Annotated in this window: 9 protein-coding genes and 2 pseudogenes; 8 read left to right on the top strand and 3 right to left on the bottom strand. The window is 56.4% G+C overall.

Annotated features, from left to right (window positions below; genetic code table 11):
* The first annotated feature begins 252 nt into the window (after nucleotides 1-252).
* Both G3N94_RS34000 and tnpB (G3N94_RS33995) read left to right on the top strand, forming a co-directional pair.
* Complete coding sequence (locus G3N94_RS34000; RefSeq protein ID WP_205798201.1) at nucleotides 253-420, top strand: hypothetical protein; 168 nt, start codon at nucleotides 253-255, stop codon at nucleotides 418-420.
* A 202-nt stretch (nucleotides 421-622) separates the two neighbouring features.
* Entirely contained in the window at nucleotides 623-970 is a 348-nt protein-coding gene (gene tnpB / locus G3N94_RS33995) for an IS66 family insertion sequence element accessory protein TnpB (protein ID WP_205798199.1), read from the top strand.
* Between the two features lie 106 nt (nucleotides 971-1,076).
* On the opposite strand, the pseudogene G3N94_RS33990 reads toward tnpB (G3N94_RS33995), so the two are convergent.
* Nucleotides 1,077-1,283, bottom strand: a pseudogene (locus G3N94_RS33990) (transposase domain-containing protein); the annotation flags it as partial.
* A 22-nt stretch (nucleotides 1,284-1,305) separates the two neighbouring features.
* Here G3N94_RS33990 and G3N94_RS33985 point away from each other — a divergent pair.
* The 6 genes and pseudogenes from G3N94_RS33985 to vsr form a co-directional block, all read left to right on the top strand.
* A pseudogene (locus G3N94_RS33985) lies at nucleotides 1,306-1,509 on the top strand (transposase domain-containing protein); the annotation flags it as partial.
* 471 nt (nucleotides 1,510-1,980) lie between these two features.
* Nucleotides 1,981-3,318, top strand: a complete 1,338-nt coding sequence (locus tag G3N94_RS33980) for a DNA cytosine methyltransferase (RefSeq protein WP_205798197.1) — start codon at nucleotides 1,981-1,983, stop codon at nucleotides 3,316-3,318.
* A gap of 104 nt (nucleotides 3,319-3,422) precedes the next feature.
* Complete coding sequence (locus G3N94_RS33975) at nucleotides 3,423-5,498, top strand: hypothetical protein (protein ID WP_205798195.1); 2,076 nt, start codon at nucleotides 3,423-3,425, stop codon at nucleotides 5,496-5,498.
* The gene (locus tag G3N94_RS33970) at nucleotides 5,498-6,997 is read left to right on the top strand and encodes a hypothetical protein (RefSeq protein ID WP_205798193.1); all 1,500 of its coding nucleotides are present in this window, start codon (nucleotides 5,498-5,500) and stop codon (nucleotides 6,995-6,997) included. Before G3N94_RS33975 ends, G3N94_RS33970 begins: the two co-directional genes overlap by 1 nt.
* Nucleotides 6,998-7,010: 13 nt before the next feature.
* Nucleotides 7,011-12,542: an ATP-binding protein gene (locus G3N94_RS33965; RefSeq protein WP_205798191.1), complete on the top strand. Its 5,532-nt coding sequence runs from the start codon at nucleotides 7,011-7,013 to the stop codon at nucleotides 12,540-12,542.
* A gap of 9 nt (nucleotides 12,543-12,551) precedes the next feature.
* Nucleotides 12,552-12,989 carry a DNA mismatch endonuclease Vsr gene (gene vsr / locus G3N94_RS33960; protein ID WP_205798188.1) on the top strand — a complete coding sequence of 146 codons (438 nt, stop codon included), beginning with the start codon at nucleotides 12,552-12,554 and terminating at the stop codon, nucleotides 12,987-12,989.
* A gap of 228 nt (nucleotides 12,990-13,217) precedes the next feature.
* Here the strand turns inward: vsr and G3N94_RS33955 are convergent, their stop codons facing one another.
* On the bottom strand, nucleotides 13,218-14,783 hold the full coding sequence (locus G3N94_RS33955; protein WP_205798203.1) for an IS66 family transposase: 1,566 nt from the start codon (nucleotides 14,781-14,783) through the stop codon (nucleotides 13,218-13,220).
* A 35-nt stretch (nucleotides 14,784-14,818) separates the two neighbouring features.
* Nucleotides 14,819-14,965, bottom strand: coding sequence for an IS66 family insertion sequence element accessory protein TnpB (gene tnpB / locus G3N94_RS33950; protein ID WP_205798186.1), 147 nt, complete (start codon nucleotides 14,963-14,965; stop codon nucleotides 14,819-14,821).
* Between the last annotated feature and the right edge of the window lie 128 nt (nucleotides 14,966-15,093).

The following is a 15,093-nucleotide window of genomic DNA, read 5'->3' as shown; positions in this document are numbered from 1 at the left end:
CATCCCGAACAGGACCGTGAAACGACTCTACGCCGATGATAGTGCGGATTCCCGTGTGAAAGTAGGTAATCGTCAGGCTCCCCTAAGCCAGAAACCCCCGCCCAAAAGGCGGGGGTTTTTGCATTGGGGCGGCGGAAATGCGTGGGGCCACCCGCGCCACCCACGCCCACCGTCTGTAAGCAGCCAGCCAACCCGTCTTGAGTTGACCGAGACGCTTGGGAGTATCGTGTCCACCTAACGATAAGCGGACACGTGAACACTATCGAATCGGAATCACTCCCGGAGCGTCGTCGTCGGCAACGCTACAGCGAGGAGTTCAAGGCGCAGGTGGTTGCGGCCTGCCAGGGAATCGGCGTATCGGTCGGCGGTCGCGCTGGAACACCGGCTCAACGCGAATCTGCTGCGGCGCTGGATCGATAAGGCGGAAGGTCGACTTCCGAAGCGGCCGCTGGGTCGTCCACCGGGCCACGCCACCGTCACTGCCAGCCTTTGTGCCGGTGGCATTGGGAACGCCGAGTCCGCATTCGCCAGAGAACCGCATCGAGGTGCGCCGGGGAGATCAGTCGATCACGGTGAGTTGGCCGGTATCCGAGGCAACCCAGTGCGCCGCCTGGCTGCGTGAGTGGCTGCGGTGATCCGAGTCGACGAGATCTGGCTGGCGGTCGATCCACTGGACATGCGCGCCGGTTTCGATACGGCCTTGGCGCGTGTGGTCAAGGTGTCCGGCGCAGCTCACCCATACCATGCCTATCTGTTCGCCAATCGGCGCGCCAACCGCATGAAGGTCCTGATTCACGACGGGATGGGCATCTGGCTGGCCTCCCGACGCCTGAACCAGGGGCAGTTCGCCTGGCCGCACCTCGGCAGCGAACCCAAGCAGCGTGCCTTGACGCACGAACAACTCGCCGGCCTGGTGCTGGGCTTGCCGTGGCAACGCATCGGCGAGGACGGCGTGATCCGTGTCGTCTGAGTCCGGCGGGACGTAAACAGTTTCGCTTCCGCCGTCTGCAGGGTTCTGGCAGACTGGCCCGCAGTAAGCGCTGCACGAGCACCGTCTTGACAGGCGCTTTGGATCTTCAGGCGTTTGCGCGAAGCTGATCGGCGACGACCCACGGCATCAGTTCGTCAACACGGTTGATCGCGTGGTCTGCGATGCGCGCGAGCACGAAGCGCAGATACGCCTCGGGATCGACCTCGTTGAGTTTCGCCGTGCCGATGAGGCTGTAGATCGCGGCAGCGCGCTCGCCACCTGAGTCTGCACCCGCGAACAAGTAATTGCGCCTCTTATGCCGAGATCGGCATAAACGGCGCAATTGGCTGTTCGCCGGGTCGTTGCGCGCGGGTCAGCGCGCGGCCGCCATCATGAGCCTGATTCGCTCGGCGCAACTGAACGGGCTCGATCCACTCGCCTATCTGAAGGACGTCCTCACACGCTTGCCGACCCACAAGGCCAGCGACATCGATGCGCTGCTGCCGCATCGCTGGCAGCCTCTCTCGACCGCCGCCTAAACTCGGTCGTCAAGACGTATTGGCTGGCCGTACGATTGTGCTGAGGCGCCGTTGCATCGGCGGCGTAGAGCTGGGGTCGGCCACACATCAAATGGATCTATGGCGTGACGCCGAGGCACCTGTCGAATGACGACGTGACTCTGAAACTCGCCTCGGTCAGGGGCGCCGTTCTTTGTCACGTGAGATCTATGCAGTGTAACGACAAGAGCCCGGCATGTTTCTATGCGTGAAACAACGCCTTGCCAGAGGATGCGTATTACTGTATATGCATACAGTAACTTTCCGGGAAGGGTCCGCCTCTTTGGTGACTAGCATCGGTGCGGAGCAACCATGTAAAATCAGCGACCTTCGTCAATAAGGTTTCGTTTCCGGATGGTCCTATCAGGACAACATGACCCCTTTGTTGGCAACCTTGGACATGCTGAGCAGGCATGCCGTGCAGTCTAAAGCCAGGGAAAAACCATCCAAGATATGCCCAAGTACAAATTCGTTGACCTCTTTTCGGGCTGTGGTGGCCTATCGCTAGGCCTATCCATGGCAGGTCTACAGGGGCACTTCGCCGTGGAGCGCGACCCCATGGCCTTCGAGACCTTCGCCGAGAATTTTCTCGGTGACAGGAAAGTTCCCATCAGTAAGTTTGCATGGCCGTCTTGGTTAGAACAACAAGCCTGGGGAATAGACGATCTGCTAGACAAGCACTACACGAACCTTGTCAAACTGCAAGGAGAAATTCAGGTACTTGCCGGAGGCCCACCATGCCAGGGATTCAGCTTTGCCGGTCGGCGGCAAGAGGACGACCCACGCAATCAGCTCTTCGAAAAATATGTACAGGTCGTGGATGCCATCAAGCCATCTATCCTGATTCTCGAGAATGTGCCTGGAATGATGGTCGCACACTCCAGCAAGAAGGGAGACGACGGGGCGAGGGAACAAGCGGCCGAATCGTTTTATGACAAGCTAAAGAAAAGCCTCGAAGCTATCGGCTACGCTGTTTACGGCAAGATCGTAGACGCATCGCTCTTCGGCGTCCCGCAGCGTCGTTCTAGGCTAATAGTTTTTGGGATCAAGAAGGATCTAGCATCCCAGCTTGAGGAGGCGGGTACGCATGTTTTCGAGGTGCTCGATTCCATGCGTATCGAGATGCTGGCCAAGCATGGCTTGCCAAAAACTAAGCTGATTTCCGTAGAAGACGCGATTTCGGACCTGTTAGTCTGTGACACGATCACGCAACCATGCACAGATCCTGCCTCTCCCAATGGATTCGAGGAGGCCGTGTACAGTGGAACGCAGACAAATTACCAGCGGTTGATGCACAAACACTGCCGCAACGATGCCATGGATAGTATGCGTCTCGCACGACACAGGGACGACGTGAAGGCGCGTTTCAAGAAGATCATCAAAGAATGCGCGCAAGGCGTTCGGATGAACGAAAAAAATCGGGCAAAATTCGGACTCAAGAAGCATAGGATCTTCCCGATGTCTCCTTGGGAACCTGCCCCGACGATTACGACATTGCCGGATGACGTGCTCCACTATTGTGAGCCTAGGATACTAACCGTGCGGGAAAGCGCCCGGCTTCAAAGCTTCCCAGACTGGTTCCACTTTCGCGGCAAATTCACGACTGGGGGGACTCGACGCACAAAAGAATGCCCTCGGTATACCCAGGTAGGCAACGCGGTTCCTCCCTTGCTCGCCGAGGCAATTGGTCTCGCAGTCGTTCACATCTTTGGCAAGCTAGAACAAGCATCAACACACAGTAGTCAATCCAGCGCGGCAAGCCAACAAGAACCGGTGGCCGTTGCTGCATAGGGGTGCGCGAGGGGAAATGATTGAGCGACCAGCAATCGAGTCGTCCCCTATGCCTGAATGCTCCAGAGGGTTTCTGCGGGCGTGACTGACCTTACGGGGAAGTAATGCATAAATATCCTGAGAGATTGTTGGATTGGTCGGGGGACAAGGCAGGGGGCGTCAAAAAGCTCTTCTATGGCGGGAGCGGTCGTCCGTCGGGGGGGGTGATCAAAACCCGCTTGCTCGAGCGGTTGTCTCACTGGGCGCGAGACATAGCCAGTGGCAACGAGGATACGCCCAAGGCGGTCCTTCTGATCGGGGGGCCTGGCAACGGTAAAACCGAAGCCATCGAGTACACGATCGGGGAACTCGACGCGGCGATGCGGCTTGATGGTGCCTTGCTAGCAGAATTCGCGGACAGTTATTCAGGGGAAGCCGGGATGCCCGGGCGGCTTGTTCGGGCTCGCAGGACCAAGTTCCCGGACCGCAGCCAGATCTCGGAGATCGCTATCGTCCAAGATGGCTCCGAGGGAGAGGGTGATGACAGCACGACTCCAGCTGAACACCTTTGCAATGACATACGTCGACTCCTAGAAGACCGCAAAGGCTATGTATACATGGCTTGCGTGAACCGTGGGGTGTTGGACGACGCGCTGATCCTGTCTACTGAACGGGGTGAATCAGATGTGGGCGAATTGATCAAGCAAGTGGTTCAGTCCGCCTCTCCGGGCGCCAAGGGGATCGACTGCTGGCCGCTGGATGCCTACCCAGGATTCGCGGTTTGGCCAATGGACGTAGAGTCGCTAGTCGATGAATCAAATGAATCTACGTCCGCCGCACGTCAAATACTAGATGTAGCGATCCGGGAGCAGGATTGGCCAGAATTCGGGCATTGTGATGCTGGCGATCATTGCCCGTTCTGTACAAATAGGAAACTGCTTGCAGGTGAGCCACATCGCTCCTCGTACATACGTATGCTGCGTTGGTTCGAGCTCGCCAGCGGGAAGCGATGGAATTTTCGTGACCTCTTTTCGCTGACTGCCTTCATGCTTGCGGGGACGACTGAGTCGGCCGCTAGTGGAGGCTACAGGCCGTGTAGTTGGGCCGCATCATTGCTGTTCCCCAAAGAACGGGACCCAATTAAGGCGGAGACGAAGCGGATCCGAGGATTATTCAAGCTGGTTTCCACGCAATACCAACATGCGCTTTTCGGGGAATGGCCTGTAGAGAAGGCTGTTGCGCTCAGGAATGACATCAAGGACCTGAAACTAGATGGGCACCCAGTGTTTGCTGGCTTGCTGCAGTTTCTGATACTCGACAAACGAAGAGAGTCTACTACTACCTTACGCACACAGTTGGTCGGAATGAGTAGCTATCTTGATCCTGCGTTCGCTAGTCCAAATCTGAATGTGGCTGTTAGTGCTAATACCACGATCAAATTCGAGGAGTTGGACCGGAGGTTCAGTCTTTCCATTAAGGACGCACGGATTTTTCTTCAGAAGTACCAATGCTTGTCGGTGCTTGAGATTGATTTGTTCAAGGTGCTTGAATCAGCGGACACTTATCTTTCGGATGAATCCATCTGGCGCCGGAAACCTGCTGTTGCTGGGCGCATCCAGGCATTTATTAGGCTTGTCGCCTGCAGGATTGCACGCAGATCTATCGGGGTGAGGTCTGGCATCACCAAGGACTCCGATGTTTTGGGTGAATTCAATCAGATTCTCAATGGCAGCATTTCTGCCTTGCAACTTGCCACACAGCAAGTAGAAGGATTGCTGAACAAGGATCGGCGGTTCCTCGTTAGTTTGAATACGACATTTGGTGAACCTCTTCCTCCACCGGAGCGTAGAGTAATGTTGACGACCGATATACAAAAGGTCCGACCCATGCCAATGCCACCTGATGGCAATCGACCAAGATCTCCGGTGCGATTTCTGAGTGTTGGCACAGGCAGGACGGCACAGCCTGTTGCGCTCACCTATGAACTCTTCAAGGCAACGAAGTCATTGCGAAAGGGAATGGTGCCAGCATCGCTACCTCGGTCGGTCGTGGCACTTTTGGATACCACGCGCGCAAAATTGGCAGGTGCCGTCGTGCGCAACGAAGAGGCACTCGAGGGAAGTGAAATTCGCCTTGGAATCCGGGATGACGTTATCGTGCGTAATTTTGGGACGTTCCTCGTCCACAAGGAGAAAGCCTGATGTCGGTGCAGCGATTTATCGAGGCACCGTGGTCCGTGTCGCACAGTGCATTCGAAGATTCGGTGTTCAACATTCGTCCGGCTCCCGAGTTTTCAACAGGCGAGGTAGTGTTGTCTTCGCTCTATCGGGCATCGGGATTCAAGGATGTCACCGAGAAGCAAGTAAAGGGCCTCGGGGACGATCTGAGGAAGGCAGCGGATAAAGCGCGGAAAAAGGAGGCTGCGGATGGCGCCGTTCAACCAGACACCTGGCGCACTATTCTGGATCGCCTTGTCCAAAGTCCCCAGGTGTCGCAGCAATCGTCGAAGCGTTTCATGTCGCTTTCTCCAGTGGTGCCCGATACAGCACTGTATTCGGGCGCTCCTAGATTGAGTGGCCATCCCTGGACCCCGGGGCAACTCGTCAAGAGAATCATCCAGATGGGGGCGCCGTCCAATGAGGCCGCAGCCAAGACATGGCAGCATCTCCACGAGGCGTTATGCGTCAACAACAATGACGATGTTTGGGCGTGTTGGCTCCAAATGGAGTTTGAACTTCGCCGAAACACTAGTTCTATTTGGCAACCAAATGGGTTGCCGTTGCTCGATGGGTTTCCAACAGAGGATCGTGCTTTATTTCAATATCCAGCCAAGCAGTTCGTGGCTGACTTGAGGGGCATCATTAGTGCCAAGTCCGCTATGACCCGGCGCCAGTGGATTAGTTTGTTGGAGGCGGTGTTACGAATTGGTACGGTTAGCCATGTCCTTTGGCTTTGTGATGTAAGCGACAGGATCTGGCGGGTTGTGCGTGGTGTTGTCGAGGGGAGCATCACGAACGTGCCTACCTCCGACGCTGACATCGTTTCGCAGATGCTTGCGGTAAAGAAACGAATGCTTTCCTTTGGCCACCCGGCACATCCTGCACTCAGAGACTATGCATCAAGATATTTGTCTGCCAGACTCGGCCTTAATCGGGTGCTATGGGCGCTGGAGGAAATGGGCGAACCTGTCACTAACCTGAGCTCCGTGGCAGAAATCCGGACATTCATTGCGACGATCGAGTCTCAGAGAGAGAAACTTGTAGATGCAAGAATTATGGATTCGTATCACGAGCTGCATGACAGTGAAATTCGCACTATTGCCTGCAAGAAAGGCATTGGCGCCAATTTGATGGAATTCGCGCTATATACCCTGGGCCAGCGCCAGACAATGGACGAAACGCTTCGCGGCTACGATCAGGGATATTTCCTGAGGAAGCGTGGACGTGCCCGGAATGCTCCTTGGCTTCTTACGCTCGGGCCGGCATCGGTTTTGGCTATGGCCCATTGTTGTTTGCACGAGGTAAATGGACCACGCTCAGTGCAGCGACTTGCTATGCATCTGGCTTCGTATGGTATTGAGTTTGACCTCCATGGCCTAAATGATAGCGATCTTGGCCGCCAGTTACGAATGCTGAGTTTAGTGCTGGATAGTCCGGACGCAGAAAGCGGTATGTTGTTGGTTCCTCCTTTTGCTAACTGAAATTGGTGGTGTCTTGAGCAAGCTTGCACACGCAATGGCCACATGGGTCAAGAATCGGATGGCTGCGGAAATCCTGTCTCTCTCTGGCGGAAGTCGGGAGTGCCGCGCTGTGTTCTGTGCACCGCCGCCAGCCATGCTAAGGGACGTGTTCGAGTTGCTTGCCGGTGATGGCAGTTTGCTCATAGCCAAGGCAGCAGACGGCGCGGAAATTTCCTATCCGGTCGTGCTCCAAGTAGATCATGTGCCAGAAGATGCCCGCGTGGCGAGGGTCGACCAATCAGGGCTGAGCTCGTTCCATGGGCTGGCCAGCATCCGTAATGCCCCCAACTGTGGTGTCTTCCTGACGTTGGTTGCCCCCGGAGGGCAGGTAAGTGACACTCATGAATCCACTCGCAAGGCATTCGGTGTTGCCTCGGCTACCAATGAAGGTGGCGCACTGATTTCCACCTGGTGGACTGACCCCTTCATCCAGGAAATGGTGAGGGAAGGACTTGGTGTCGGCGATCCTACGCAACTCGAGAGCGCAATCCAACTAATCCACAAGGCGGTGGAGGCGGCGGATGCTGCTGACCAGCATCACACAAGTAGGATCAGCGCATGGGAAGTCGTAAGTCGGCTTTGGGAACTGCGCGATTCTGGCATGGAATTGGATGCTCGCGTCAGCCTGGCCGCAGGGTTTCCACCATCCGAGGATGGGAAGATTGACGTCGAGCGCAAGGTGTCCATTTCCGAGGCGCTCGTTGATAAATTCGAAAGTGTCAATCTGGGCAGTGGCATTCAGCAACTTAAGGATCGCGCGAGGGACGAAGAAGAGATCATCCATTTGGATGCTTTTCTAAGGCATATTCGTCACAAATGTGAGGTTGTCACCTCATTGAAGCGCTCGATGCCATTCTTCTATGCACCGGACGAAGTCAATCCGGCGCCAAGCTGGTGGAAGGCACTGACACTGCAGAGATGGGAGTCCCTGCTGGAAGAGGCTGTGGTCAATGCAGAGATAGAAGTTTCTTGCATGAATCCGCTCGCCTTTCAGATGAAAGGTTTCGTGCCCGTGGTCCGCGATGTCGCTCGCATCCAGATTCAGGTGCAGGTGCCAGAAGGGGCAATAGACGTGCAAGTCCGCGTAACCCGTGAGGCACCCGGGGGCGCAGCAAACAAAAGAGAATGGATTCTGGCCGGAAAGGACGTGCTAGAGTTCAAGGACGATTCGATCCCATTGCACAAGACCCCTGTGAGGTATGTCGCAGAGGTAATAGGACTCGACGCCAGAAAAACCACCGTCAAATTGATTTCATTGGCCTCCTGGGAGCCGGGGCTAGTTGTTTGCTCGCGTACTGCGAACAAGGCGAAAGTTCCGAAACTCATTTCGGGAAAGACCATCGAGACGACATTGGAGATGTCTGGGGTCGGACGTCACTATCTGGACATCTATACCCGCCCGGACGTGGAGATTGTTTCCACGGAGGCTCGATGCCGCAGCGAGGATAACGACGTCGAGCCGGCGCGGATCGGGCGTGTGACCGATGGCGAGTTTGGCATGGAAGTAGAAGCCGGTGGCGAGCGTTTCTATAAATTCGACGTGCAACGTCCGGGGGCATCCAAGACAGAGGAAGTCTGCATTTGCCTGCTAACTGACGAATCTGATGCGGAGGAGTGCAACAGTTACTTTGAGTTCCATCTCGCGCGTAATTCCAGACGCGATGGCGGACGCGTACCGCGGGCGGTGCACGCAAACAGTCAGGCGCGAAGTGCGCAATTGCAGGGATGGATGCTAGACGAGGCCTGCATTGGGCAATCCTACTATCCTTTCGTGCTTGCCCCGGACTACGCATCCGAATGGCGGCGGCGCGAATGGTCGTCGCCCGACGACACGATTTTCTCGGCTGGCAGGTTTTTGAACGATCCCCGGCCGACACCGGCCGAGATGCAGCCACCAGAGGCCTTCATTGCAGCAAGGAAGGCTATTGCCGCAAAGGTGCGTGGGAAGGATGGAAATGACTTGGTCGAATCTGCCAACCTCGGTGAATTGCTGGTGACAGATAAGGAGTTCGAGTCGGCGGTTGATATATATATCCGCTCCTACCTTGATTGGCTCTCTTCTTCACCAGCGGAAGCGTGCTGGTGCGATATCGGTTTAGTGATGGAACTAGAAAGCGATCGCGTAACGCTGGAGCAAATCCCGAACGCGATTGTTGTTTCGCCGCTTCACCCGATTCGATTCGCTTGGCAATGCCTCGCGCAACGTGCGATGTATCTGGCGTCCAGAAAGCTACCTTGTCCTGCAGCTAGCATCATGGATTCGGACTGCGTGCCCGACGTCATCGTGCTACCGCTACGCGACGCGACCGGTGGCATGAATGATGTCGTGTACTTCTCCGTGGAGTGTAACTCCGATTATTGGGGCATTCTATGGAACACCAGCCGACTGGATCGACTGGCCAAATTCGGGGCATCAGCACCACTTGATCGCGAGATGGGGCTGTTGGTTGGTGGCATCTCCAGTGGTTTTAGTGTTTCTCAGGTCCATCGCGCGATGGATGATATCTGCGCGTTGCTTGTCGCCAAGCCGGTCATTGGTGTTTTGGTTTCCAGTGCAGCTGGCCAGAGCAACGCTTGTAATGAAGGCATCCTGTCTTGGGGCCGCGCACATTTCTTCGGGGAAGGTAGCGACCGTCGCAGTGCATTGAGCATTGGTGCGAGCGAAATTCACGTATTCGACGAAAGGGGCGAGGACGTGCGCCCTGATGATGCTGAGATCGCGAATCTGGCCGAAGATACCTCCAACGCTCTCCAGTGGTATTCGGCCCCGGAGTCGACCAATTCGCACGACCTTGCCATCATTGCGCAACTGGAGACCTCGAATGCCGCTGCCTTGCCGACGAGGCTATCGTCTTCACTTGGGGTGGGTGGTCTAGTACGGGCAAGGATCCGAGAACAACAAAAAACGGGTGGCGGGCAATTCCTTTGTGAATCACGCGTCGCTGGCCCGGCATGTATTTCTGGCGATGGCATCGCAGACAATACGGCCAACGCAATCGTGAAATTAGAGGGTTGGGCATCCAGCCCTATGGGTTATGTATTTGCACCCAGTATCAATGCTGTCAAGAACTCGTTGGAAAAGGCGGAGTTTGTGGCCGTTTCCTCCTCGTCGGTGGATCCAGCCTGCTTCCTTGGCAACTGGCTTAAAGGCACATATCTTTGGGACTACGAGCTGCCGTCGTATTCCGGCAGGTCAGGCGACAGCAACGGTTACTACCTGCTTTCGAGCATCGATGAATTGGATATCGACATGATGCGGTTAGTGCTACGGCGCCTGCCAGAGTGTGATGATTTCTCGCGCGACGAGCTATCCACCATCGTTCAAGAAGTGGCACGACGAGGCATTCCGACAGTACGCGGGCTGTCGGCAGGCAATTCCGGAGCCACTGGGGAGCTAGGCCTGTTTGTCGCTACCCGTTTGCTACAGGATAGCTTCAGGGCATCTGGTGGGGACGACGGCTTATTGAAGCCATGGGTGGAAAAGGACGGTGTGCACCATGTCGCCCTGGTAATTCCCGTAGATCCATTTCAGCGCTATCTAGACGACCTTGGCAAGGCCATCAAGAAGCCAACCATGCATCGCCCGGATCTCGTCGTGGTCGGTCTGATGATCAGTGATTCGTCTGTCAGGTGCAAATTGACGCCGGTCGAAGTGAAGAACCGCAGTGGCGGAGAGCAGATGACTGTTGCATTGCGACAGGAGGCATTAGGGCAAGCAAGGTCATTGTCACACTTATTGCAGGCATTGCAGCAGATCTATTCTGACGATCAGGAATTGTTGCTTTGGCGGTTGGCATATCAGAACTTGATTGTTTCGATGATTGGTTATGGTTTTCGTGTATACAGCCAGCATCTGGCGGAAAGTGGTCGCGCGAGCGAATGGTCTGACTTGCAATCGAAGGTCATGGAAGCAATTCTTTCCTCCGAAATGGCAGTGGAAGTAGACGATCATGGGCGATTGATCGTGATCGATGGCTCCAACCCGAGTAGCGCACGCGATACGGACAACGACGGCTTTCCGGAAACGATCGAACTATCGCAGCTTGACGCGAGCCTTATTGTTCGTAGCCAGGCCTCTGCTTTTTACCAGTCGATGAGGGACAGATTGGCCGATTGGGACTTGCTGCCGTCAGTGACGACTGTTGATATGGCAATGCCTACATCCACTGTGCCCTTGGACGAACGGGCACCAGTGCTGGTGGCGTCGGAAGATTCTTCGGTAACGGTGACTGCAACGAAGAACGACGGGGGCACGGGCCAACAGTCGAAATTTAGTGCCGCCGAATTGAATGGGCCACAGACGCCGGCGTCCAAACAGGAGATGCGGGTTGAGGCCGCAGGGAGCGTCGCTAACGACTCGAGCCAAACGGGTCTTGATCTGAGGGTTGGGGATACGCTAGATGGTTTCCAGTCGCGTGTCTGTCACCTCAATCTTGGCCACACAGCGCTCAACCAAATGAACATGGGTGTCGTGGGTGACCTTGGCACCGGCAAGACACAGTTGCTTAAGTCGCTTGTTTATCAAATCGCCAACGGCGGAGGGGGGAACAGGGGCATCAAGCCAAATGTCCTCATCTTCGATTACAAGAAGGACTACAGCGCCAAGGATTTTGTTCAGGCCACAGGCGCACGTGTGATCAGTCCACACAACTTGCCGTTAAACTTGTTTGACCTCTCAGCCTCATCACAAGCCGTGAGCCCTTGGCTGGAACGTTACCGCTTCTTTGCAGATGTACTGGACAAAATCTATCCTGGTATCGGACCAGTGCAACGTGACAGGCTGAAGAACGCGATCAAGGATGCATACAAGGCGTACACGGACGGAACGTATCCAACAATTCACGATGTTCACCGCAACTATGTGGCAGCCCTGAAAGGTGGCGTTGACTCTCTTTCAGGCATCCTTGGCGACATCATCGACATGGAGCTGTTCGCCGAGGACCGCGCCACGATTATCAGATCGGACGAATTCCTCAAAGGTGTGGTGGTCATTGCGTTGAACGACCTTGGTCAGGACGATCGCACCAAGAACATGTTGGTTGCAATCATGCTCAACGTCTTCTATGAGCGCATGCTGAAGGTCCCGAAGCGCCCGTTTCTCGGGATGAATGGGGACATGCGAGTTGTGGATTCGATGCTCCTCGTGGACGAGGCGGACAACATCATGCAATACGAGTTCGATGTCTTGCGAAAAGTATTGCTGCAAGGCCGTGAGTTCGGCATGGGCGTTATCCTTGCATCCCAGTACTTGAGTCATTTCAAGGCTGGGGCCACGGATTACCGTGAGATGCTGCTCACCTGGTTTCTGCACAAGGTGCCGAACATATCCGGGAAGGATCTCGGGCCGCTTGGTTTGAACGATCCGACCGCCTTGCAACAGGTAGCTGAGCGTATCAAGGCGCTGGGCTTGCACGAATGTCTCTATAAGACGCACGACGTAGCTGGGGAATTCATCAGGGGGACGCCATTCTACGAACTGTCGAAGGTTGCCCTGGTGAATACGTAGGACAACACGATGGTCGACTTCCTTTCTCCCAGAGAGCGCTCGGAAAGGATGGCCCTGATTCGAGGGAGGGACACCCAGCCCGAACTCGCACTGAGGAGAGCCCTGCACCGACTGGGGTTACGCTTTCGCCTTCATGGTGCCGGTCTTCCAGGAAAACCTGACTTAGTATTTCCACGTTACAAGACTGTTGTATTTGTCCATGGTTGTTTCTGGCATCGACATGCTGGGTGCAGTATTGCCACCATTCCCAAGAGCAACACGCAATTCTGGATGGAGAAATTCGAGAGGAATGTCGGTAGAGACAAACGTGTCACCGCCCAGCTTAACGAACTGGGATGGAGGGTTCTCGTTGCGTGGGAATGCGAGCTCTCCACAAAGCAGAAAATCGAGTTAACTGGGAAAAAGATCGCACTCGAAATTAAGCCACAGATTTTGCGAGTGGACTAGTGCAACGACTCGTCAGCTGGCATTTTTATACTGCCAAGCTCACACTGTGTCGTGTTCCGAGGGAGCTGATGAGGGTCCGTACTCGATTTCCAGCCAGCGCTCATAGGCCGATTTCATGCCAGATGTAAATTCTTTGATTTTTAAGTCGACTTCTTCCAACGATGAAGTGTCACAACCAGCGAAACGGTAGTAAGCGAGTAGCCAGTGCCGTCTTGACGCCAGCGGCGTTTATGCCGGTGTAGAGATCTTGTCTGCGACGGCCCAGGGCATGAGTTCGTCGACGCGGTTGATCGCGTGATCTGCGATGCGTGCAAGAACGAAGCGTAGCCAAGCCTCGGGATCGACGCCGTTGAGTTTCGCCGTGCCGATCAGGCTGTAAATTGCCGCGGCGCGTTCGCCACCCGAGTCCGCCCCCGCGAACAGGTAATTGCGCCTCCCGATGGCAACCCCGCGCAGCGCGCGTTCGACCGGCAGGTTGTCGATCTCGAGCCGCCCGTCATCGCAATAGCGCGTGAGCGCGTCCCACCGATTCAGCGCATAGAGGATCGCCCGGCTCGTGTCGGATTTGCGCGAGAGCGTCTCCAACATCGCCGTCAGCCATGTGTGGAGCCGATCTAGCCGTGGCCGGGCGTGGGCTTGCCGATGCGCCCGGCGTTCGTCGGGCGGCTTGCCCCGGATCGTTTCCTCAACCTTGTATAGCGCGCCGATGCGTTCCAGCGCCTCGGTATTCAACGCATTCGGGCGAGCCGCGTGCAATTCGTAGAACTGCCGCCGGGCATGTGCCCAGCATGCTGCTTCGGCGACGCGTCCCGTTTCGTAGATCGCCTGGTAACCGCTGTAGGCATCGGCCTGCAGTGTGCCGTTGAACGATTCAAGATGCTGCTGCGGGTGGATGCCCTTGCGATCCGGCGTATAGGCGAACCAGACCGCCGGCGGCGTCACGTCTCCCGAGTTCCGATCGTCGCGCACGTAGACCCACAGCCGTCCGGTTTTCGTCTTGCCATTGCCCGGCGCAAGCACCGGCACTGGCGTATCGTCGGCATGGAGCTTCGTTGCCGCCATGACGTGCCGACGCAGCGCGTCGACGAGCGGTTGCAGCAGCGCCGCACTGTGACCCACCCACTTCGCCAGCAGCGAGCGATCCAGCTCGACGCCTTCGCGCGCATAGATCACCGACTGCCGATAGAGCGGCAGGTGATCCGCGAACTTCGAGACCAGCACGTGGGCCAGCAGTCCCGGCCCCGCCATGCCTCGCTCGATGGGGCGGCTCGGCGCAGCCGCCTGGGCGATGTGATCGCAGCACGAACATGCCAGCTTCGGTCGCACATGGCGGATGACTCGGAAGCTCGCCGGCACATATTCGAGTTGTTCCGAGACGTCCTCGCCAAGTGGCTTCATCAGCGCACCGCACGCCGTGCAAGTTTCACGGGATTCGGGCCAATGGGTCTGGATCTCGCGCGGCAGGTGTTCCGGTAACGGCTTGCGTTGTACCTGTTCCGGCGCCGTGCGTGGCGTCCTGGGGATCTCGACGGGGGCTGCGCCTTCGTCGGCCTCGAGCTCTTCGAGGCGTAGTTCGAGTTGTTCGATCTGGTGGTCCAGCTTCTCCGAGCGGCGGCCGAACTGCATGCGGCGCAGCTTCGCAATCAGCAGCTTCAGATGCTCGATTTCTGCCTTGTCCGTCGCCGTTGCTGCCTTGTGCGATTCGACCACGTCTTCCAGAAGACCGATACGGGCATCGCGCTCAAGCAGCAGGGCCTTGAGCGCTTCGATGTCATCCGGGTACGCGTTCGCCATCGTCATGCCGGCAGTCTACGCGCCGGCCGGCAGGTTTACAACGCAGAGGTCGGCGCCGCCGTGCGCACCGGCTGACGCCAGTCGATGCCTTCCAGCAGCATGGACAGCTGCGCCTGGCTCAGGCAGACGACACCTCCATCCGCGTGCGGCCAGATGAAGCGGCCACGCTCAAGCCGTTTCATCGTATGCGATCGACTAACGACGTCTACCCAGTGACGCTCTGAGAGGCCAGCATGTGTCCACCAAACGGAGGTGGACACCTATGTCAGAGCATGACTCAGAGTTGCAGGTCGTTTCGCGCAGCCGCGAC

Source organism: Burkholderia sp. Ac-20353 (genome assembly GCF_017104785.1).
GTDB lineage: Bacteria > Pseudomonadota > Gammaproteobacteria > Burkholderiales > Burkholderiaceae > Burkholderia.
This window is presented reverse-complemented; position numbering and strand designations above follow the sequence as displayed.

Coding starts and splice junctions, on each gene's coding strand:
- G3N94_RS33975 (WP_205798195.1), top strand. CDS start 3,423: ATGCATAAATATCCTGAGAGATTGTTGGATTGGTCGGGGGACAAGGCA.
- tnpB (WP_205798186.1), bottom strand. CDS start 14,965: ATGAAACGGCTTGAGCGTGGCCGCTTCATCTGGCCGCACGCGGATGGA.
- G3N94_RS33980 (WP_205798197.1), top strand. CDS start 1,981: ATGCCCAAGTACAAATTCGTTGACCTCTTTTCGGGCTGTGGTGGCCTA.
- G3N94_RS33970 (WP_205798193.1), top strand. CDS start 5,498: ATGTCGGTGCAGCGATTTATCGAGGCACCGTGGTCCGTGTCGCACAGT.
- G3N94_RS33955 (WP_205798203.1), bottom strand. CDS start 14,783: ATGGCGAACGCGTACCCGGATGACATCGAAGCGCTCAAGGCCCTGCTG.
- vsr (WP_205798188.1), top strand. CDS start 12,552: ATGGTCGACTTCCTTTCTCCCAGAGAGCGCTCGGAAAGGATGGCCCTG.